19 protein-coding genes are annotated in these 18,889 nt (G+C 74.9%); 4 read left to right on the plus strand and 15 right to left on the minus strand.

Annotated features, from left to right (window positions below; translation table 11 throughout):
* The coding region (locus tag ACFV1L_RS11495; RefSeq protein ID WP_380365032.1) for a hypothetical protein at positions 1-209 on the plus strand (209 nt) is incomplete at its 5' end.
* A 308-nt stretch (positions 210-517) separates the two neighbouring features.
* Here the strand turns inward: ACFV1L_RS11495 and ACFV1L_RS11500 are convergent.
* From ACFV1L_RS11500 to ACFV1L_RS11515, 4 genes are all read right to left on the minus strand, one after another.
* Complete coding sequence (locus tag ACFV1L_RS11500) at positions 518-778, minus strand: hypothetical protein (RefSeq protein WP_380365033.1); 261 nt, start codon at positions 776-778, stop codon at positions 518-520.
* A complete protein-coding gene (locus ACFV1L_RS11505; RefSeq protein ID WP_380365034.1) occupies positions 775-1,935 on the minus strand; it encodes an anion permease in 1,161 nt (386 codons plus the stop codon). Before ACFV1L_RS11505 ends, ACFV1L_RS11500 begins: the two co-directional genes overlap by 4 nt.
* Positions 1,936-2,205: 270 nt before the next feature.
* Positions 2,206-2,625, minus strand: a complete 420-nt coding sequence (locus ACFV1L_RS11510) for an SRPBCC domain-containing protein (RefSeq protein WP_380365035.1) — start codon at positions 2,623-2,625, stop codon at positions 2,206-2,208.
* Positions 2,622-2,936 (minus strand): ArsR/SmtB family transcription factor, encoded by a 315-nt coding sequence (locus ACFV1L_RS11515; protein WP_380365036.1) that lies wholly within the window; start codon positions 2,934-2,936, stop codon positions 2,622-2,624. Before ACFV1L_RS11515 ends, ACFV1L_RS11510 begins: the two co-directional genes overlap by 4 nt.
* Positions 2,937-3,108: 172 nt before the next feature.
* Between ACFV1L_RS11515 and ACFV1L_RS11520 the strand changes: the two genes are divergently transcribed.
* Positions 3,109-4,173, plus strand: coding sequence for a helix-turn-helix transcriptional regulator (locus ACFV1L_RS11520; protein WP_380365037.1), 1,065 nt, complete (start codon positions 3,109-3,111; stop codon positions 4,171-4,173).
* Here the strand turns inward: ACFV1L_RS11520 and ACFV1L_RS11525 are convergent.
* The 10 genes from ACFV1L_RS11525 to ACFV1L_RS11570 all read right to left on the minus strand — a co-directional run bounded on the left by ACFV1L_RS11525 (position 4,164) and on the right by ACFV1L_RS11570 (position 16,221).
* Complete coding sequence (locus ACFV1L_RS11525; RefSeq protein WP_380365038.1) at positions 4,164-5,123, minus strand: SDR family oxidoreductase; 960 nt, start codon at positions 5,121-5,123, stop codon at positions 4,164-4,166. The two genes, ACFV1L_RS11520 and ACFV1L_RS11525, sit on opposite strands and share 10 nt — an antisense overlap.
* Before the next feature lie 50 nt (positions 5,124-5,173).
* Positions 5,174-6,424, minus strand: a complete 1,251-nt coding sequence (locus tag ACFV1L_RS11530; protein ID WP_380365039.1) for a type III PLP-dependent enzyme — start codon at positions 6,422-6,424, stop codon at positions 5,174-5,176.
* Positions 6,421-8,151 carry an IucA/IucC family protein gene (locus ACFV1L_RS11535; RefSeq protein ID WP_380365040.1) on the minus strand — a complete coding sequence of 577 codons (1,731 nt, stop codon included), beginning with the start codon at positions 8,149-8,151 and terminating at the stop codon, positions 6,421-6,423. The genes ACFV1L_RS11530 and ACFV1L_RS11535 overlap by 4 nt, the downstream gene beginning before the upstream one ends.
* A complete protein-coding gene (locus ACFV1L_RS11540) occupies positions 8,148-9,344 on the minus strand; it encodes an MFS transporter (RefSeq protein ID WP_380365041.1) in 1,197 nt (398 codons plus the stop codon). Before ACFV1L_RS11540 ends, ACFV1L_RS11535 begins: the two co-directional genes overlap by 4 nt.
* Complete coding sequence (locus tag ACFV1L_RS11545; protein WP_380365042.1) at positions 9,341-11,011, minus strand: IucA/IucC family protein; 1,671 nt, start codon at positions 11,009-11,011, stop codon at positions 9,341-9,343. Before ACFV1L_RS11545 ends, ACFV1L_RS11540 begins: the two co-directional genes overlap by 4 nt.
* Positions 11,008-12,204, minus strand: coding sequence for an ATP-grasp domain-containing protein (locus ACFV1L_RS11550; protein WP_380365043.1), 1,197 nt, complete (start codon positions 12,202-12,204; stop codon positions 11,008-11,010). The genes ACFV1L_RS11545 and ACFV1L_RS11550 overlap by 4 nt, the downstream gene beginning before the upstream one ends.
* Positions 12,205-12,241: 37 nt before the next feature.
* Positions 12,242-13,237, minus strand: a complete 996-nt coding sequence (locus ACFV1L_RS11555; protein ID WP_380365044.1) for an ABC transporter substrate-binding protein — start codon at positions 13,235-13,237, stop codon at positions 12,242-12,244.
* 85 nt (positions 13,238-13,322) lie between these two features.
* The gene (locus ACFV1L_RS11560) at positions 13,323-14,150 is read right to left on the minus strand and encodes an ABC transporter ATP-binding protein (RefSeq protein WP_380365045.1); all 828 of its coding nucleotides are present in this window, start codon (positions 14,148-14,150) and stop codon (positions 13,323-13,325) included.
* Positions 14,147-15,256: a FecCD family ABC transporter permease gene (locus ACFV1L_RS11565; protein WP_380365046.1), complete on the minus strand. Its 1,110-nt coding sequence runs from the start codon at positions 15,254-15,256 to the stop codon at positions 14,147-14,149. The genes ACFV1L_RS11560 and ACFV1L_RS11565 overlap by 4 nt, the downstream gene beginning before the upstream one ends.
* Positions 15,253-16,221, minus strand: a complete 969-nt coding sequence (locus ACFV1L_RS11570; protein WP_380365184.1) for a FecCD family ABC transporter permease — start codon at positions 16,219-16,221, stop codon at positions 15,253-15,255. The genes ACFV1L_RS11565 and ACFV1L_RS11570 overlap by 4 nt, the downstream gene beginning before the upstream one ends.
* Positions 16,222-16,380: 159 nt before the next feature.
* Between ACFV1L_RS11570 and ACFV1L_RS11575 the strand changes: the two genes are divergently transcribed.
* Entirely contained in the window at positions 16,381-17,121 is a 741-nt protein-coding gene (locus tag ACFV1L_RS11575) for a (2Fe-2S)-binding protein (protein WP_380365047.1), read from the plus strand.
* A 339-nt stretch (positions 17,122-17,460) separates the two neighbouring features.
* Here ACFV1L_RS11575 and ACFV1L_RS11580 read toward each other — a convergent pair whose 3' ends face one another.
* Positions 17,461-17,826, minus strand: coding sequence for a hypothetical protein (locus ACFV1L_RS11580; protein ID WP_380365048.1), 366 nt, complete (start codon positions 17,824-17,826; stop codon positions 17,461-17,463).
* On the opposite strand from ACFV1L_RS11580, the gene ACFV1L_RS11585 reads away from it, so the two are divergent.
* Complete coding sequence (locus ACFV1L_RS11585; RefSeq protein WP_380365049.1) at positions 17,798-18,526, plus strand: glycoside hydrolase domain-containing protein; 729 nt, start codon at positions 17,798-17,800, stop codon at positions 18,524-18,526. The genes ACFV1L_RS11580 and ACFV1L_RS11585 overlap by 29 nt on opposite strands.
* Positions 18,527-18,889: the final 363 nt, after the last annotated feature.

Raw genomic sequence — 18,889 nt, forward strand, 5'->3', positions numbered from 1 at the left:
TGCCGTCCGCGTCGATGGCCACGCCGTGGTGGTGGCCCTTGCCGCTGTCGATCCCCGCCCATATCCGGCTCATCGTGCTCCTGACGTGCGTTTTCGTGCTGCTCGTACCACGGACGACCTCGCCGGCATTGCTCTACGCAGCGACTTTCTCGCACTTCCTAATCGGCGGCCGAGTCGTCGTGGGGTACTGGGCGGCGAAGCGAGGTTAGCCACGAGACGGCAGCCGCCTGATAGCCACACCCAGCACCCCTGGGTGGTCCAACCCTACGAATGACCAGACCAACCCGGCTCAGAAGGTAGAGCCGCCTGACGCCCCTTCCCCTGCAAGCCCGGGTACGCCCACGCGCACCCGGGCTGCCGGCGTGTTCCCGGCGGCTTCCGCCGGGAAGCGGACCGGGCCGGGCCGCGCAGGACCGGGGTCTCGTGAGGGCGATGTCCGTGCGCAACCCGCCGGTCGGGCCCGTGAGTTCGGCAGCACACGGGACGGATCGTCCGTCCGCAGGCGGGCCGGGTGGGGTCAGCGGTGGCCGACGATGACCGAGATGCCCCACCCGATCGACGCGAGGACCACGGCGAAGAGCAGTCCGGCCAGGGCCCGGCGGAGCGGCCCGGCGGTGGGGCGGCCGGGCGAGGTGCGACCGGGGGAGGGTGCGGCGGCGGTGCCGGGCGGGTTGAGCAGGCGCAGGCCCAGGGCGAACAGGGCGGGCAGGCCGGCACCGGTGAGCAGGCCCACCACGACGATCCTCCAGAGCGCGTCCAGGTTGATCCAGGAGCTCACGGACTGACCTCGTCCCCGTTCCTGGCGGGGCCGGGCACCACCGTGCCGGTCCACGCGGCATTGACGTTCTCCGGCGTCACGGCCGGATGGCGGGAGGCGACGAAGAAGGCCGCCGACGCCAGGATCAGCGCCACGAAGATCACCACCACGCCGGCCGTCCCGCCGATGCCGTTCGCGACCCCGTAGGCCAGGGCGCCGACCAGGGCGGCGGCCGGCAGCGTCAGCACCCAGGCGGCGACCATCCTGCGGGCGAGCTGCCAGCGGACCCGGGCCCCGGTGCGGCCGACCCCCGAACCGAGGATCGACCCGGTGGCGACATGGGTGGTGGAGAGGGAGTAGCCGAAGTCGGTCGAGCAGAGGATGACGGCGGCCGACGCCGACTCCGCGGCCAGGCCCTGCGGAGGCTCGATCTCCACCAGGCCCTTGCCCAGGGCCCGGATCACCCGCCAGCCGCCGAACCAGGTGCCCAGGGCGATGGCCAGCGCGCAGGAGACGATCACCCAGTCCGGCGCCTTCGACCCGGGCGGCAGGGTGCCGGCCGCGATCAGGGCCAGCGTGATGGCGCCCATGGTCTTCTGCGCGTCGTTGGTGCCGTGGGCGAGCGACACCATCGACGCCGAACCGACCTGGCCGAACCGGAAACCGCGCCCGCGCGCCGAGTCGGGCACGCCGCGGGTGAGGCGGTAGACCAGGAACGTGCCGGCCACCGCCACCAGGCCGGCGATGAACGGCGACAGCGCCGCGGGCACGATCACCTTGGAGACCAGGCCCTGCCACTTGACGGCCGAGAACCCGGCCGCCGCGACGGTCGCGCCGACCACGCCGCCGACCAGCGCGTGCGAGGAACTGGACGGGATCCCGAGGTACCAGGTGGCCAGGTTCCACAGGATGCTGCCGGTCAGGCCGGCGCAGACCACCGTCAGGGTCACCTTCCCGGTGGCGACCAGGCCATTGGCGATGGTCGCCGCCACGGCGGTCGACAGGAACGCGCCGACCAGGTTCAGCACCGCCGACAGCGCGACCGCGATCCGGGGCGGCAGCGCCCCCGTGACGATCGAAGTCGCCATCGCGTTGCCGGTGTCGTGGAATCCGTTGGTGAAGTCGAAGCCCAGCGCCGTGGCCACCATCAACGCCAGGACCGCGTCGTTGCCGGTCACACCCACGAACCTAGCCCGCACACCGGGCCACCCCCGGCCCCTCACCCACCCGGCACACCGGACGCCGAAGGCCCGCCATCCGATCGGCCGAACACGCCGCGCTGGACAGCCCCGTCCCCGGCCCTGTGCTCAAGGGGCCACGGCGTGCTTCCGGTGCGGCCCCGTGATCGGCTCCGCCCGGCCTCGCCCCGGTCGACGTCGACCAGCCCGTCCCCGGTGCGCGTGTGGCCGTCTTCCCCGGCGGGCGGTGGGGTGGCTGTGCGCCGGTTCCTACCGGGACGCCGCAGTGAGGGCCGGGTCGATGCGCCGCAGGACGTCGGGCCAGCCGCGTCCCATGCCGTCGAGCGCGGCCCTGCCGAGCGGGGAGTCCAGGTCGAAGCCGGCGTGTTCGAGGAGCAGGCGGGTGCCGGTTCCCTCCGGGTGCAGCCGCCAGGTGATCGTGGTGTCCAGCGAGCCCGGGGCGAAGCTGTAGCGCAGCAGGCGCTCGGGCTCGACGGCGAGCACCTCGCACTCCTGAAGCCCCCACGGCCCCATGTCCAGGGTGAAGCGGTGTCCGACGACGGGCTGCACGTCGCCGGCGGCCCACCACTTCGCGTGCAGCTCGGGATCGGTCAAGGCCTTCCAGACCGCCGAGGGCGCATGGGCGACGAACTGGTCGCAGTGGATGACGGTCGGGTCGGGGGTGGTCACGGGTTCTCCTTGTCGATCAGGTCGGCGAGCGCCGCCATCCGGCCGCGCCAGTAGTGCTCGAAGGGATGCAGCCAGTCGCCCACCTCGGCAAGCGGCTTCGCCTCCAGGTGGTAGTAGCGATGCCGCCCCCGTGGCTCCTCCCGCACCAGCCCGGCGTTCCTGAGCACCGCCAGATGCTCGGAGACCGCGGGCCTGCTGAGTGCGAACTGCCCGGCGAGCTCACCGGCCGCGCTCGGACCGTCCCGCAACGCCTCCAGCAGCCTGCGCCGCACCGGATTCGCCAGCGCGCTGAACACATCGACTGTTGCCATGCCCACCACTATCCGTCGGGAACTTCCGACATGTCAACTTTTCCCGACGCATCCGCGGAGCGCCACGCCATGCCGAACGGACGGTCCCCGCCGACCTGCTGGCGTGCGGTCCGACCCTCGGCACTGCCCCCCGGGTGAGCTGCCGGGTGGTGGATCGGCGATGCTGGTGCGCATGCGTGCTGCCCGTCTGATCCGCATGGCGCTCCTGTTGCAGTCCGTTCCCGGCCTCACCGCTGCGGATCTGGCCCGGGAGCTGGAGGTGTCCGAACGGACCGTCATCCGTGACGTGCAGGCGCTGCAGGAGGCCGGGATCCCCGTCCGGTCCGAGCGGGGCAGGGCCGGGGGCTACCGGCTCGCCCCCGGGTACCGGACCCGTCTCACCACGCTGGACCCGAGCGAGGCCGAGACCCTCTACCTGTCCGGCCTGCCCTCCGCGCTGCGCGACCTCGGGCTGTCCGACGCGGCCGACACCGCCCGGCTGAAACTCTCCGCCACCCTGCTGCCCTCCCTGCGGGCGGCCGCCGAGTCCTCGGCCAGGCGGTTCCACCTGGACGCGCCGGCGTGGTTCCGCGAGCCGTCCACCCCGGAGCTGCTCCCGGAGCTGGCCCGCGCGCTCTGGGCGGACCGCGCGGTCGAGTTCGGGTACGCCCGCCCCGGCCGTGAACCCGGGGCGCCGCGCCGGGTGGAACCGTACGGACTGGTCCTGAAGGCGGGCGTCTGGTACCTGGTGGGCCGGAATCCCGACGCTGCGGGCACCGCCTACCTGACCTACCGCGCCGACCGGATCACCGCGCTGCGCACGCCGACTGACGGCGCGTTCACCCGCGACGCGTCCTTCGACCTGGCGGCGTACTGGCAGGAGCACAGCGCCCGCTTCGCCCTCTCGCTGCTGCGCGCCACCGTCACGGTGCGGCTCACCCCGGCGGGCGCGCGCCGCCTGCCCGAGGTCACCGACCGGGCGGCGGCCGAACGGGCGCTGGCCGCCGCCGCGTCCCCGGACCCCGGCGGCCGGGTCACCGTCGAGCTGGCCGTGGAGTCCGAGGACATCGCGTTCGCCGAACTGCTCCCGCTCGGCGCGGACGCCGAAGTGCTGGCCCCGCCCGCGCTCCGCGGCCGCTTCGCCGAGCACGCCCGGGCCCTCGCCGCGCGCTACTGCGACGCAGGGCCGGACGCCGCAGACCTTGCCGTGACGGCGGAGGGGGTACGGGGCGGCGGCCCCGCCGAGGATCAGCGATAGTCCTCCGCCAGGACCGGATCCCCCTTCCCGGCCCGCTCGCCCACCGCGTCGAAGTACGCCCAGGCGTCCGGCCTGCTGCCGTCCACGTCCGTGACGCCGTAGACCCGGGCGAGCTCGGCGCTGGACGTCGACTTCCGGTTCCACCGCTCGGCCCGGCGCGGGTCGGCGGCCAGCGCGGCCACCCCGCGCGCGAGGTACTGCGGCGTCTCCGCGATCGCGAACGTGGGCTCGACGGCGATGACGTCCCGCCAGTTCTCCTCCGTCACGCCGAAGTGCGCGAGCATCTGCTCGGAGCGCAGGAAGCCCGGGGTCACGCACACCGCCGCGCCGCCGTACTCCGCCAGCTCCTCGCCCAGGCCGAAGGCCATCCGGATCGGGGCGTTCTTCGCCAGGTCGTAGTAGAGGTTCTCCCGGTACCGGCGGTTGGTCGCCGCCGTGCCGTCGGTGACCTCCACCAGCAGCGGCGCGGCCGAGCGCACCAGCAGCGGCAGGCCGAGCGCCGCCGTGATCACGTGCGAGCGGACGCCCAGTTCCAGCATCCGCAGCCCGTCGGCGAGCGGCGTCTCCCAGCTCTTCTTCCCGAAGATCGACTCCACGGTCAGGCGTTCACCGCCCCACAGGTCGTTGACCAGGACGTCGAGGTGCCCCTGCTCCTCCTCGATCCGCCCGAACAGCGCCCGCACCTGCGCCTCGTCCAGGTGGTCGGTGGGCACCGCGATCCCCACCCCGCCGGCCGCCGTGACCAGCTCTCCCGTCTCCTCGATCGTCTCGCTCGCCCGGCCGACCTCGCTGACCCGCTCACGCGTCGTCCGTCCGGTCACGTACACCGTCGCCCCGGCCCTGCCCAGCTCCACCGCCAGCGCCCGACCCGCACCCCGGGTCGCGCCCGCGACCAGGGCGATCCGGCCCGCCAGCGGACGGGGCTGGGCATCGTTCGTGTTGTTCTCCATGCTTCAACGATCGACGCCAAAGGTGACAAGCGCCGTCACCCTTAATTCCTTCACGAGTCGTCCGCCGCATCGACACCTGCGGCTGCGCCGGGCAACCGACGGTGCGCGGGGAGGACCGGCCCCCGGTCGCCGCGGAGGTAGTGGAAGGCCGGCCGGGGGTGCATCAGGAACTCGTGGTGCGAGATGTTCCAGGCGTACGCGCCGGCCATCGCGAACAGCAGCCGGTCGCCGGCCCGCAGTCCGGCGACCGGGGCGCGGGCGGCGAGCACGTCCTTGGGGGTGCAGAGCTGGCCGGCGACGGTGACCCGGGTGTCGGTGGCGGCCGGGCGCGGCCAGGGGTGCGGCCAGCCCTCGACGGGCAGGACGGTGAACGGCTGGGAGTGGCCGCGGGTGGCCGGGGTGCGCAGGTGGTGGGTGCCGCCGCGGACCACGGCGAAGGCCTCGCCGTGGCTGTGCTTCACGTCCAGCACCTCGGTGACGTACCAGCCGCAGTGGGCGGTGAGGGCGCGGCCGGGTTCGATCCGGAGCGTCGTGACGCCCGGGTGGCGGGCCAGGAGCTTGTCGAGGCCTTCGCCGAAGGCGGCCCAGTCGAAGCGGGCGTCCGGGTCGCCGTAGTCGACGGCCATGCCGCCGCCGACGTTCACCTCGTGCAGCGGGAGGCCGTGGCGGGCGGCCAGGCCGGCGGACCAGTCGACGATCCGCCCGGCGACGCGCAGGTGCTCGGCGGCGGTCAGGCCGCTGGCCAGGTGGGCGTGGATGCCGCGCAGGCGCAGCCGTTCGAAGCCGGGGGAGGCGAGCAGGGCGAGGCAGTCCTCGATCCGGTCGGGGTCCATGCCGAACGGGGTGGGGCGCCCGCCCATGGCGAGGGCGACGCCGTCGAGGGCGTCGTCGCCGACCGGGAGGTTGGCACGCAGCAGGACGTCCACCGGCCGGTCGGCGGCCGCGGCGAGGGCGCGCAGTTCGCGTTCGCTCTCCACGTGCCAGCGCCGCACGGCGGGCAGCCGGAGGGCGGCGGCGATCTCCTCGGGGGACTTGCCGGGGCCGCCGAAGGCCAGCGGCGCGTCCGGGACGGTGGCGTGGACGTGCGCCAACTCGCCGCCGGAGGAGACCTCGTAGCCGTCCACCAGGCCGTGCAGCGCGGCGAGGATCGGCGCCTCGGGGTTGGCCTTGGCGGCGTAGTACAGCTCGACGCGTTCGGGCAGGGCCGCCCGGACCGCGGCCGCGTGGGCGCGCAGGGCGGACAGGTCGTACAGGTAGGCCGGGAGTTCGGTCAGCCCGGCGGCGGCGGTGCGGACGGTCACGCGTACTCCTCGGCGGGGGCGGGGATCGAGGTGCACATTCCGGCGGAGAGGGACAGCGGCGAGGCGATCGGCACGTAGGCCGCCTCCCGGTCGGGGCGGCGGGACCAGCGGGTCAGCAGGTTCGCCTTGGCCGGCAGCGGGACGCCGGCCAGCAGGGCGGCCAGCCGCGGCGGGCAGCCGTGTTCGGAGGCGTAGTCGCCGAGCACCGTGCGGAGTTCGTCCCACAGCGCGGCCTCCAGCTCGGGGTGCCGGTCGGCGAGGGCGGCGAGCAGTTCGGCGAGGTGGTTGACGACCAGGCAGTAGACGACGCGGTCCCAGCCGCGCTGGGCGTCGTACGTCATCGGGCCGGCCACCTCGGGGGGCAGGCCGGCGAGCAGCGCGGCGTTGTGCTCCGGGAGCAGCTTGGTGCCCTCCAGGTCGCGGAACAGCACCTGCGCGGGCCTGCCGTCGGCGTCCACGCAGACCAGGACGTTCTGCAGGTGCGGCTCCAGCACCACGCCGTGGTCGAAGTACGCGGCGAGCACCGGCGGGACGACGAGCCGCAGGTAGGCGGCCCACCAGGCGCGGGCGTCCGCGGCGTCGCGCCCGGCCAGCAGGGCGGAGATCTGCGCGGGGCTGGTCGGGTACTCGTCGGCGACGGCGGCGGCCAGCAGCGGGGTCAGGCCGGGCCGGACGGCGGGCGCCAGCCCCTCCCGCACGATCAGTCCGAAGCCCTCGAAGAGCGCGGTGTCCGGTGCCCCGCCCGCGCCCGGCAGGGCGAGGGTGCGGAACGCGGGCTCGCGCAGCACGGCGGCGGCGGGGAACCGCTCCGCCAGGTCGGCGAGCGGCCCGGCGAGCAGGCGGGTGAGGGCGACGGCGCCGGCGAGCTCGTACGCCGAGTTCTTCCGCAGGCAGTTGGTGATCCGCACGTTCAGGCTGAACTTGAGGAACGCGCCGTCGCCGTACAGGGTGCGCACCGAGGCGGTGGCGGCGTACGGGGTGCCGCCCTCGCCGAGGTCGAGGACGTCGCCGCGGTCCAGGGCGGCGGTGAACAGCGGGTGGTCGGACAGCAGTTGGTACTGCCAGGGGTGGGCGGGCAGCAGCGTGTAGCCGTCCGGGACGGGGCGCAGCGCGTCCAGGCGGGCGAGCGCGGCCGGGTCGGCGGCGTCCTGGGCGATGTACTCGGAGCGCACGGCGAGGTGGCGCAGGCGGAACGCGGCGCGGGCCTCCGGGGCGTAGTCGGACCACGAACCGCGCTCCGCGGAACGGGACTTGGGCGCCGGGTGGAAGCGGTGGCCGAGGAGCAGGGCCTGCTCCGATTCCAGGTACCGGTCGTCGCCGGCGGCGGGTCGGCCGGTGAGGGCGGCGCCGACCCCGCGGTGGCTGGAGGCGACCTGGTCGAGGAACTCCTCGTTGGCCACGCCGGTGCGCAGGGTGAGTTCGGTGCGGATGTGCCCGGCCAGCTCCTGCCAGCCCAACTCCCGCCAGCCGTCCGGAGTCTGCCGGCTGACCGGGCCGGTGAAGCGGTGCGCGCCGAGCAGCGAGGTGCGGCGCAGCGCGACCCGCAGCAGGGCGCCGCACCGGGGGAGGCGGAGCAGCAGGGCGCCGTCGGCGACGGCGGTCTGGTGCTCGGGGGCGGAGACCTCGCGGAGCAGGCAGTTCAGCAGGGTGTGGGAGACGGCGTGGTCGGCGGTGGGCAGGGCGTCCGGGCCCGCCGCCGACGGACGGCGGTCGGTCTGGGTGGTCATCGGGGGCTCCAGCGGGTCAGGAGGACGAGAGTGGCGGCGAGTGCGGCCGCGGCGGTGCCGGCCAGTACGGGGGCGGTCGGGCCGAAGGCGCCGTTGACCAGGGCGGCGGCGGCGCCGGCGGCGACCGCACCGCCCTTGGAGACCAGCTCCAGCGTGCCGAACATCCGCCCCGGGGCGCGCCCTTCGGCGGCGGCCGCGGCGAGCACGGACAGGCAGACCAGGCCGAGCGTGAGGCCGACGCCGAGGACCGCCCGGGCGAGCGCGAGGCCGGGCAGGGAGTGGGCGGCGCCGTGCCCGGCGAGGCCCAGGCCGACCAGCACGAAGGCGGCGAACAGGCCGCTGCGGGGCCGGTGGTGGAACATCCGGTGCACCCGGCCCGCGCTCAGCAGGTACACCAGGTGCGGCAGGGCGAACAGGACGCCGGAGACGGTGCCGGAGACACCGGGCAGGCGCTGCTCGACCAGGGCGATCAGGTAGGGGAAGGAGACGATGGTGGCGAAGACGAAGGCGAACTCGAAGAGGTAGAGCAGGCGCAGCGGCCCCGCCGGCGCCGGCCGTCCGCCGCCGGTGCGGGCGGTGGAGCCGTGCGGCCGGCCGGGCTCGGGCAGGAAGGCCAGCAGCGCGGCGGCCGCCAGCGGCAGGACGGCCATCAGCAGGTACTGCCGGTGCGGGGAGACCCACGGGGAGAGCGCGCCGACCAGGATCGGCGCGGCGACCAGCGAGGCCCGGGCGCTGCCCTGCATCAGCGTGAGGGCGCGGGAGAGTTCGGAGCCGCGCAGGGCCGCCCCGAGGTAGCCGTTGGTGGCGGCGAAGGTGCCGCCGAGGAAGCCCTGCAGCACCAGGGCGACGGTGAAGGCGGCCAGCGAGTCGGCCGCGCCGGCCAGCAGGAAGGAGAGGGTGAGGCCGAGTTGGGCGCGCAGCAGCAGCCGCTTGCGGCCGAACCGGTCCGCCAGCCGGCCCCAGAACGGGGCGCCGAGCGCGCTGAACACGGTCGGCACGATGTACAGCAGCCCGGCCCAGCGCCCCTCGCGGTCGCCGAGGGACGGCAGGATCGCGGTCAGGTACGGCGGCAGGCCGAGCGCCGCGAACGAGGCGACGAAGTAGCAGGCCGCCACCGCGTGCACCTGGCGCCGGTCGAGGCCGCCGGGCCGGTCGACGGCCGGGGCGCCGCGTTCCGGCGCCCGGGTGCTCACGGCCGCCCCGCGCGGAGCAGGTAGTTGGGCCCGCTGGTGTAGTGCTTGTTGATGTCGGCGGCACCGGAGCGGTCCTTGGCCAGCAGGGTGCCCGCGGTGACCATGGCTTTGACCGGCAGCCGCTCGGCGTCCAGCAGGTCGGTGCGCAGCGGGGTGCCGACCGGGCCGAGCCGGTCGACGGCCTCGCCGAGCGTGTCGCGCAGCAGGCCGAGCAGCCGGGCGAGCGGGGCGCGGCCGTGCTCGGCGAGGCCGAAGGCCAGTGCGGCGGTGCACAGGTGGCCGGTGATGGTGGTGAACAGGTCGGTCAGCGGCCGGTCCTGGTCGCCGAAGATCCGCTCGTCGTCGAACAGGCGGCGGTGGTCGGCGAGTTCGCCGAGCCGGGCGGTGTTGATCCGGGGGCCGTCGTTGTCCTTGAAGAGCAGCCGCAGCCGGGTCCGGCCGCCCTCCGCGTCCAGCACCAGCGAGGTGTTCTGCTGGTGCGACTCCAGCGCGATGCCGTACCCGAACAGGGTGGTCTGCCAGTCCAGCAGCAGTTCCAGCAGCGCCCGGTACAGCTCCAGGACGGAGCCCCGGTAGAACCGGTCGGCGAGGTGGTCGACCACCAGCCGGCCCCCGGGCGCCGGGGCCAGCAGCGCGGCCAGCGGGACGGTCACCGCGTCGTCGAGCCCGGCCGGGTAGCGGCGCAGCAGGACGGCGAGCAGCTCGTCCCCGGCGGCCTGGGCGTGGCACTGCTCGTCGGCGTGCAGGATCCGTGCGGCGAGCCGCGGTTCGCGGTCCAGCACGGCCTGGAGCAGCAGCTGTCCGGCCGCCCCGTCGGCGAGCGTGCCCGGCTTGATGGTGCGCCGGTTGCGCAGCCCGAGGGTGGCGGTGGCCAGCGGCAGCTTGAGGTGCAGGGACGGGTCGCGGGCGACCGCGACGGTGCGCATCGACAGGGTGGGCAGCACCTCCAGGTACGGCTCGTCGACCAGGACCGCGCCGGGCAGGTCGGGGAGGTGGTCGACGGTCAGCGGGTGGACCGGCAGGGTCAGGTGGTCGCCCGCCACCCCGAACCGGCGGGCGTTCGGCCACCAGCGGGGGAGCGGCTCGGCCCCGTGCACGTCCAGCTCGCCGGCCGGCACGGCCAGCCAGCGCAGCTCGAACGACGGGTGGAACTCCGGCGCGTAGGACCGCAGTTGATGTTCGGTGAGGCCGGCGCGCCCGCGCGCGGTGGGGTACACCGGATGGTCGAGGTGGGCGGCGAGGGTGTCGAAGGCCGGCGAGGCGCCGAGACCGGTCCACCGGGCCGGGTCCGCGCCGTACACCTCGGCGAGCCGGCCGTGCACCCCGTCCCGGACGGTGTCGTGCAGCTCCATGGTGGCCAGGGTCTGCCGGCACTCCTCGGCGAAGGCGAGGTGCCCGGGCCGGTCCCGCGGATCGGCGTCGGCGGCCAACCGGGCCAGGATCTCCGGGAGTTCGGCCAGCGCGCGGCCGTCCGCCTCCAGCAGCGGCAGCCGGGCGGCGTACTCGCACTGGAAGCCCTCGGGCGCCACCGGCAGCGCGTACCGGCCGCTGCGCAGCCACGGCCCGTCGGAGCGCTGCTCCAGCGCTGCGCCGGTGCGCAGGCCGAGCACGTCCTCGCGCAGCAGGGCGGAGAGCACCCGCAGCGTCAACTGCTCGGCGGCGGTCACGGGGCGATCTCCCAGCGGTTGGCGGCGATGAAGGCGGCCACGGCGCTGTCCGCCTGCTGCTGGCTCGGGGCCGTCGCCCAGACCACGCCGAGGTAGTCGCGGTTGGTCCGGTGGTGCTCGTGGCGCTCGCCGATCCGGCGGGTCGGCCGGTAGGAGAGGGCGACGCCGTCGGCCTCGCTGTCGTACGGGCCCGGGGCGGCGGTCAGCGTGCCGGCCCGGTCGGCCAGGATCGCCTCGTTGCGGGCCCGCCGGTCGGTGCGCAGGCCCAGGTCGGCGGGCAGCCGCTCGCCGAGGTGGGCGCGCAGCACCAGTTCGAAGAACGGGACGTCGAGGATCCGCGCCAGCATCAGGTCGCACTGGTCCCCGATGGCGCGGTAGTTGACCTCGATGATCCGGGCCCGGCCGTCCGGCTGGACGACGAACTCGGTGTGGCAGGCCCCGAGGCCGACGCCGAGCGCGTCGAGCTGGGCCAGCACCTGCCGGGTGACCTCCGGCGGGTGGGCCGGGACGAAGGTCAGGACCTCCTCGATGAAGTCCGGCGGCGGGGAGAGCCGGGTCCGGAAGCCGCCGAGGACGTGCCGGGTGCGGCCGTCGCCGAGGGTCTCCAGGGTGTGCAGCTCGCCCGCCAGGAACTCCTCGACCACCAGCGTCGCCCCCGGCCGCCGGGCGCGGATCTCCGCGCAGCGGCGGGCGAGTTCGGCCGGGTCGGCGACCAGCGAGACGTCCTCGCTGGCCACGCCCTCGCGCGGCTTGACCACGCACGGGTGGGGGACGTCCGGTCCGGACGGGTCGGCGCCCGGCGGCAACTCGGCGGAGCGGACGGTGTCCAGGCCGGCCAGCGCCAGGTGGCGGCGCAGCAGGCCCTTGTCCTTGGCGCGCAGCGCGGCCCGCCAGTCCTTGGCCGGCAGCCCGAAGTACTCGGCGGCCAGCGCGGTCTGGGTCTGCAGGTGGTCGCTGTTGCTGAACACCGCGTCGGGGGCCGCCAGTTGCGAGACGGTACTGATCACCGCGCGGAAGTCGCGGACCTCGCACCCGACCACCTCCGGTCTGAACTCCCGGTCCGCGTAGGCCCGGCGGTGGTCCTCGACGCTGTCGGTCAGCACCGTGACGTCGAGTCCGAGCTTCGCGGCCGCCGGCAGGAAGCCGTCGGTCACCGAGTCGGTGGGGTTCAGGGCGAGAAGGTAGAGCCGCATGGTGGTCACTCCCAGTGCAGGTGGCGGAACGGAAGGGTTACTCGGGCGCGTCGACGCCGGCGGCCTCGGCGATGTCCTTGAGCATCTCGTCGGCGGCCTGGACGCCGATCCCGGACATCCAGGTCTCGTCCGGGACGGTGAAGACCTTGCCGTTCTTCACCGCGTTCAGGCCCTGCCAGACGGCGGTCTGCTGGATCTCGGCCTGCTTGGTCTTGCTCGGGTCGTCGGAGGTGGTGACGAACACCAGGTCGGCGTCGGCCTGGTTGATCTGCTCCGGGCCGACCTCCAGCATCGACTTGTCGACGTCCGGCGCCTGGATGGCGCGGGCCATGCCGACGTCCGCGAGCACCACGCCACTGAACGAGGCGTTCTGGTAGAGGCGGGTCGGGCCGGCCACGAACCGGACCACCGACACCGTCGGCGCCTTGCCGCTGTACTTGGCCCTGACCGCCTCGCCGAGCCTGGCCGCCCGGGCCTCGTAGTCGGCCACCGCCTTCTTCGCCTCGGCCTCCTTGCCCAGCGCCTCGGCGTAGAGCTTGAGGTTCTCCTTCCAGGGCTGCCCGGTGGTCTCGGCCATCACGGTCGGGGCGATCGCGTTGAGCTTCTCGTACACCTTCTGGTGGCGGACCTTGGAGGTGAGGATCAGGTCCGGCTTGAGGGAGGCGATCAGCTCCAGGTTCGGTTCGTTCATCGGACCGACGTCCTTGGTGCCGTCGACCCTGCCCTTGAGGTACGCGGGGAAGCCGCCCTCGGTCTTCAGGTGCGGGGCGACCGCGCCGACCGGGGTGATGCCGAGCAGCGTGACGTCGTCCAGCTCCCCGGAGTCCAGCACCACGACCCGCTTGGGCTGCGCCTTGATCTCGGCGGTTCCCATCGCGTGCTTGACGCTGCGCGGGAAGACCGCGGCGCTGTCGCCCGCGGCCCGGCTCGCGGCCGGCCGGGAGTCCGTGGAGCCGCTGCTGCCGCAGGCGGCCAGCAGGGTGGTGGAGAGGACGGCGGCGAGCACGGCGGCGGGGAGTCTGCGGTTGATCATGTCTCTGTCCTTGCGGGAGTGTTTTCGGGCAGGGTTCGTCGCCCGGTGGCGACTTGTCGTGGCACCACCGGAAGCCGAGGGGGAGTCAGCGGCGGGCCAGCGGCACGACCAGCGGAGTGCCGGTCTCGGGGTCGGGGATCACGCGGCAGGGCACCTGGAAGACCCGCTCGACCAGGTCGGCCGTCAGCACCTCGCCCGGCGGGCCGGCCGCGGCCAGTTTGCCGCCGTCGAGCACCACCAGGTGGTCGGCGTAGCGGGCCGCCTGGCCGAGGTCGTGCAGCACCATGACCACCGTCCGTCCGAAGTCCCGGTGCAGGTCGGCGACCAGGTCCAGGACGTCCAGCTGGTGCCGCAGGTCCAGGAAGGTGGTCGGCTCGTCCAGCAGCAGCAGCTCGGTGTCCTGGGCCAGCGCCAGCGCGATCCAGGCGCGCTGCCGCTGGCCGCCGGAGAGCTGGTCCACCGGGCGGTCGCGCAGCGCGTCGGTGCCGGTGCGGCGCAGCGCCTCCTCGACGGCGTCCCGGTCGGCGGCCGACCAGGGGGTCAGCATCCGCTGGTGCGGGTAGCGGCCGAGCCGGACCAGCGCCTCCACGGTGACCGCCTCGGGCGTGACGGGCTGCTGCGGCAGCAGGCCCATCCGGCGGGCCAGCGTTCTGGCCGGCATCCGGTGGATGTCGGCGCCGTCCAGGGTGACGGTGCCGGCCGCCGGGCCGAGCAGCCGGACCAGGCCCCGCAGCAGGGTGGACTTGCCGCAGGCGTTCGGGCCGACGATGGCGGTGACCGCGCCGCCGGGCAGTTCGAGGTCCAGGCCCCGGACGACCGTGCGGTCGCCGTAGCGCAGGTGCAGGCCGTGCGCGGCCAGCCGGTCGGCGGCGGCGGTCGTGGCGGCGGTGGCCGTGGTCGTGGTGGTGGTCATCGGGAGCTCCTCTGCGGCTGTCGGCCCTGGCGGATCATCAGCGCCAGCAGCCAGGGGGCGCCGAGCGTCGCGGTGGCGGCGCCGACGGGCAGGCCGTGCACCGGCAGGACGTGCAGGACGAGGTGGTCGGCGGCCAGCAGCAGCAGCGCGCCGGTCAGTGCGGTCAGCGCCAGCGTCGCCGGGGTCGGCGGCCCGGCCAGCAGGCGCACCAGGTGCGGCACGGCCAGCGCCACGAAGGCGACCGGTCCGGTCAGCGCGGCGGCCAGCGAGGCCAGCACCACGGCGAGCAGCAGCAGCGCGAGCCGCGCCCGGTGCGGGTCGAGGCCGAGCCCGCCGGCCGAGTCGTCGCCCAGGTCGAGAACGGCGACCTGACGGTTCATCAGGAACACCGCCGTCACCGCGACCGCGACGGCCCCGCCCACGGCCCACACCTCGGGCCAGGTGCGGCCGTACAGCGAACCGGTGGTCCACTGCAGCGCCTGGCCGGCCAGCTCCGCCGGGAACCGGACGATCATCAGGTTGACCGCCGCCGCCAGCCCCGCCTGCACCGCCAGACCCACCAGCACCAGCCGGGTCACGGCCAGCCGGGAGCGCCACGCGAACGCTCCGAGCAGCGCCGCCGCGAGCAGTCCGCCGCCGAGCGCCGCCAGCGGGGTCAGCGCCTGCGAGGCGCCGGTGGCCAGCAGCAGCACCGCGCCGAACGAGGCGCCGCCGGTCACCCCGATGACGTCCGGGGACGCCAGCGGGTTGCGGAACAGCCGCTGCAGCAGCGAACCCGCCACCGCCAGGCCGGCCCCCGCGAACAGCGCCGACAGCACCCGCGGTGCGCGGAACTCCCGCACCACCAGCACGTCACCGTCCGCGCCGAAGCCGAACAGCGCGCGCAGGGCGTCCAGCAACGGGATCCGCACCTGGCCGGTGGACAGCGCCACCCCGGTCAGCAGCACCAGCAGGACCGCGGCGGCGGCGATCAGTACGAGGCTCCGCCGGCGGGCCCGGGCCGCGGCACCGCGCGTCGTCGGCACGACGAGCGGCGGACGGCCCGCCGCGGAGCGGGGCGTCGTCGGCACGACGGGCTCCGGACGGCCCGGTACGGACCGGCTCATCGCGCCGCCACCTTCCGGGCCAGCACCGCGAGCAGCGGCGCGCCGAGGAACGCGGTGACGATGCCGACCTCGATCTCGGACGGACTCAGCACCAGACGGCCCAGCACATCGGCCGTCAGCAGCAGCACCGGCCCGGCGATCAGACAGCCCGGCACCAGCAGCCGGTGGTCGCCGCCCAGCAGCGGACGCACCAGGTGCGGCGCGGCGAGTCCGACGAACGCCACCGGCCCCGCCACCGCGACCGAGCCCGCCGCCAGCAGCACCACGGCCAGGCCGCCCACCACCCGGATCCGGGCCACCGGCACGCCCAGCGCCTGTGCGGCCTCGTCGCCGAGCGCCAGCGCGTTGAGCGCGGGGGAGACCAGCAGTGCGAGCAGCAGCCCGAGCACGACCAGCGGCAGCACCTGGTACAGCGCGTCCAGGCTGCGCCCGCTGATCGAACCCGCCAGCCAGAACCGGGCCTCGTCCAGCGTCCGACGGCTCGCCAGCATCAGCGCCGAGGTCCAGGAGGCGAGGACGGCCGAGAGCACGGTGCCGCCGAGCGCGAGCCGCACCGGGTCGAGATCGCCCGAGCGGCGGGCCATTCCGTACGCGAGCAGCGCGGCGCCCGCCGCACCGGCGACGGCGAACCAGACGAACTCCAGCGGCCGGGTCAGGCCCAGCGCGAAGATCGCCACCACCACGGCGAAGCCCGCCCCGGCGTTGATCCCCAGCGTGGTCGGCGAGGCCAGCGGGTTGCGGGTGACGCCCTGGGCGACCGCCCCGGCCACTCCGAGGGCGGCGCCGGCGGTCACTCCGATGACGGTCCGCGGCACCCGCAGGCCCACCACGACATCGGCGTCGCCGCCGTGCGCCGTTCCGGACAGGGCGTCAATCACGGTGGACAGCGGGATCGATCGCGATCCGAGGGCGAGGCTGAGCGCCGCGCAGAGCACCAGCACACCGACACCGGACGCCAGCAGCAGAGGCCGCCGGACCGTCGAGTGCCGAGCTGCCGGGGCTGTGGACGCCGGGGTTTCGGTACTGAGCACGAGATCAAAGTTTGGTGAGGCTTGCCTAAGTTCGTCAAGTCCGAGGTGAGCGTGTGTAAGGTTTGCCTCACCTCAATCCCACGGGGGGTCACCATGCTCCACCTGCCCGCCGGGTGTCCGCCGACGGCCGACAGACTGGCCGAGACGTACCGTCAACTTGGCGAGTACTGCCCGGTGTTGGGGCTCACCCTGGTCGACTGCGCCCCGCCGGCCGGCCGGCAGTGGATCCCCGCCGACCGGCTCGCCTCCTCCGTCGAACAGCTCATCGACGGCGAGACCGCCCGGATCCGCAGCCGACACGGCATCACCCCGCGGCCACACGTCGCAGCCTCCCGGCTGCTGCACCACTACCTGTGGAGCGCCTCGCTGCTGATCAGCGGCGTCTGGTACCTGGAGCGACGAGTCCCGGTCCTGGCCGCCCGCGACCTGTGGATCGCCGCCGACACCGGCGACTTCGCCCTCCGCCCCGGCGACTGGGCGCTCGGTGACGAGGCCGCCCTGCGCGATGCCGTCGCCGCCCACGTCGGACCCGTCCTCGCGGCCTTCCAGCCCCACGTCCGACGCGGTCCCCGCGCACTGTGGGGCATGGCCACCGACGACCTGGTCTCCGGCATCCGGTACCTCGGCCTCGTGCTCGACCAGGAGGACCGGGCCGTCACCGTCGCCACCGCCCTCGTCCCCGCCGACACCCCGCCCTGGACCGGCCCCGCCGCCTTCCGCCGCGAACACGGAGCCTGGACCCGCACCCGCAGCGGCTGCTGCCTCTACTACGCCATCGACCCGGCGAACCCCTGCGGGACCTGCCCGCGGCGAGAAGCACCGTCCCGCGGATGACACCCCGCCGGACCCGGCCTCCCCGTGACGGGGCGACACCCGCCGGGCACGGCCGGCTGGTGCGGACCGCGGCCTGACGGGCGACGGCCCGGTGCAGCGGCCCCTCGTCGAAGTGCCGGGCCGCGGCGGGCCGGACAGTCCGGTTCCGGCAGCACCGGTGCGCCCTCCGGGCCGGCCGGCAGCGGGTGACTTCCCGGGGCGGGGCCGCTCCGGGCCCCTCCGGCCGTGGTGGGAGACAGGAGCGCGGGCGTCCCGGCTGCCGGCGCCGGCCTGCGTGGAACGGACGCGGTCTCAGGTGATATTCATACGGGCATCGTTCGCCGCTCCTGCGGACACGTCTCAGTGAGGAACCTCTGTGCCGAACACCCCCCGTCGCAGGGGGCGCAGCGTGATGCTGTCTGCCGTCTGCGCGTCCGTTGTGGCTGCCGCGTTGGTGCTCGGCTCGTGTGCGAAGCCTGCGGACGGGCCGCGCAGCGAGGCGGCCGGCGAGTCGGCCGGGACGGTGCCGGGGGCCTCGCCGTCGGCGAGTGACGGTCCGTCGGCGGCGCCGTCGGCCTCGGGGTCCGCGTCGGCGTCGGCGTCGGCCTCCCGTTCCGCGTCGCCGTCCGGGTCCGCCTCCGCCGTGGTCTCCGCGTCGGCCGCCGCCAAGCCGTCCGCGGTTGCGGGCGGCGCACTGGTGGGGGCCTCCAGCGGGAGCGTCTTCACCGGCCTGGCGTTCGACACCTGCACCGCGCCGCCGCTGGCCACCATGAACGCCTGGCGCGGCGCCTCCCCGTACGGGGCGATCGCCGTCTACGTCGGCGGCAGGAACCGCGGCTGCGCGCAGCCCCAGCTCACCGCGTCCTGGGTGGGCGCGGTCGCCGGCTCGGGCTGGAAGCTGGTGCCGCTGTACGTGGGGGCGCAGCCGCCGTGCCAGACCGGCGCCAGCCCCGAGAAGATCACCGCCGACACGGCGGTCGCGCTGGGGGCGGCGGACGGCGCCGACGCGGTCGGCAAGGCCTCCGCGCTGGGGATGCGCCCGGGCAGCACGCTCTACCTCGACATGGAGGCCTACAACACCGCCGACACGGCGTGCGCGGACGCGGTGCTCGCCTACACCCAGTCGTTCAACCGCGCGGTCAAGGCCCGCTCGTACCGGCCCGGCTTCTACGGCTTCGCCTCCTCCAGCGCCGCCGGCATCGCCAAGGCCGCCGAACAAGGCGCCGCCGACCTCCCCGAAGCCCTCTGGTACGCCAAGTACGACGGCGCCGCCGACACCACCGGCAGCTTCCCGTACAGCAGCAGCCTGTTCGGCGGGCACCGCCGCGCCCACCAGTACCAGGTCAACCAGCGCGAGACCTACGGCGGCGCCACCCTGACCGTCGACCGCAACGCCTGGGACGCCCCCGTCGCCATCACCGGCTGACCGCCCTCCCCGGTCCTGCCGCCCGGCCGACCGCCGAAGCGGCACGGATTCGTGCGGGGGAGTGGTGCAGGCCGGGAGGGGAGGTCTTGATGTGGGGGGCAGGAGCCGCCGATCACCACTCCGGCCGGCGGCCGGCAGGACGCCGGCCGGGCCGCACAGGAGCGGCCACCCACCCCGGCCCGGACCGCAGCGGCGCAACCGACGGTCCTCGCCTGCGGCTGGCGGGACCGGACGACCCGTCAGTTCTCCCCCCGGCTCTCCGTGTTCGGGTCGTCATGGACGGCTCCAGCCCGTCCATGACGCTCCTCGCGCACGACCGCGCCGTCGCCGCCGAAACCGCCACTCTGCACACCACCGCCCCCG

Origin of the sequence: Kitasatospora sp. NPDC059646, from assembly GCF_042734615.1 — a bacterium.
Classification (GTDB): domain Bacteria; phylum Actinomycetota; class Actinomycetes; order Streptomycetales; family Streptomycetaceae; genus Kitasatospora.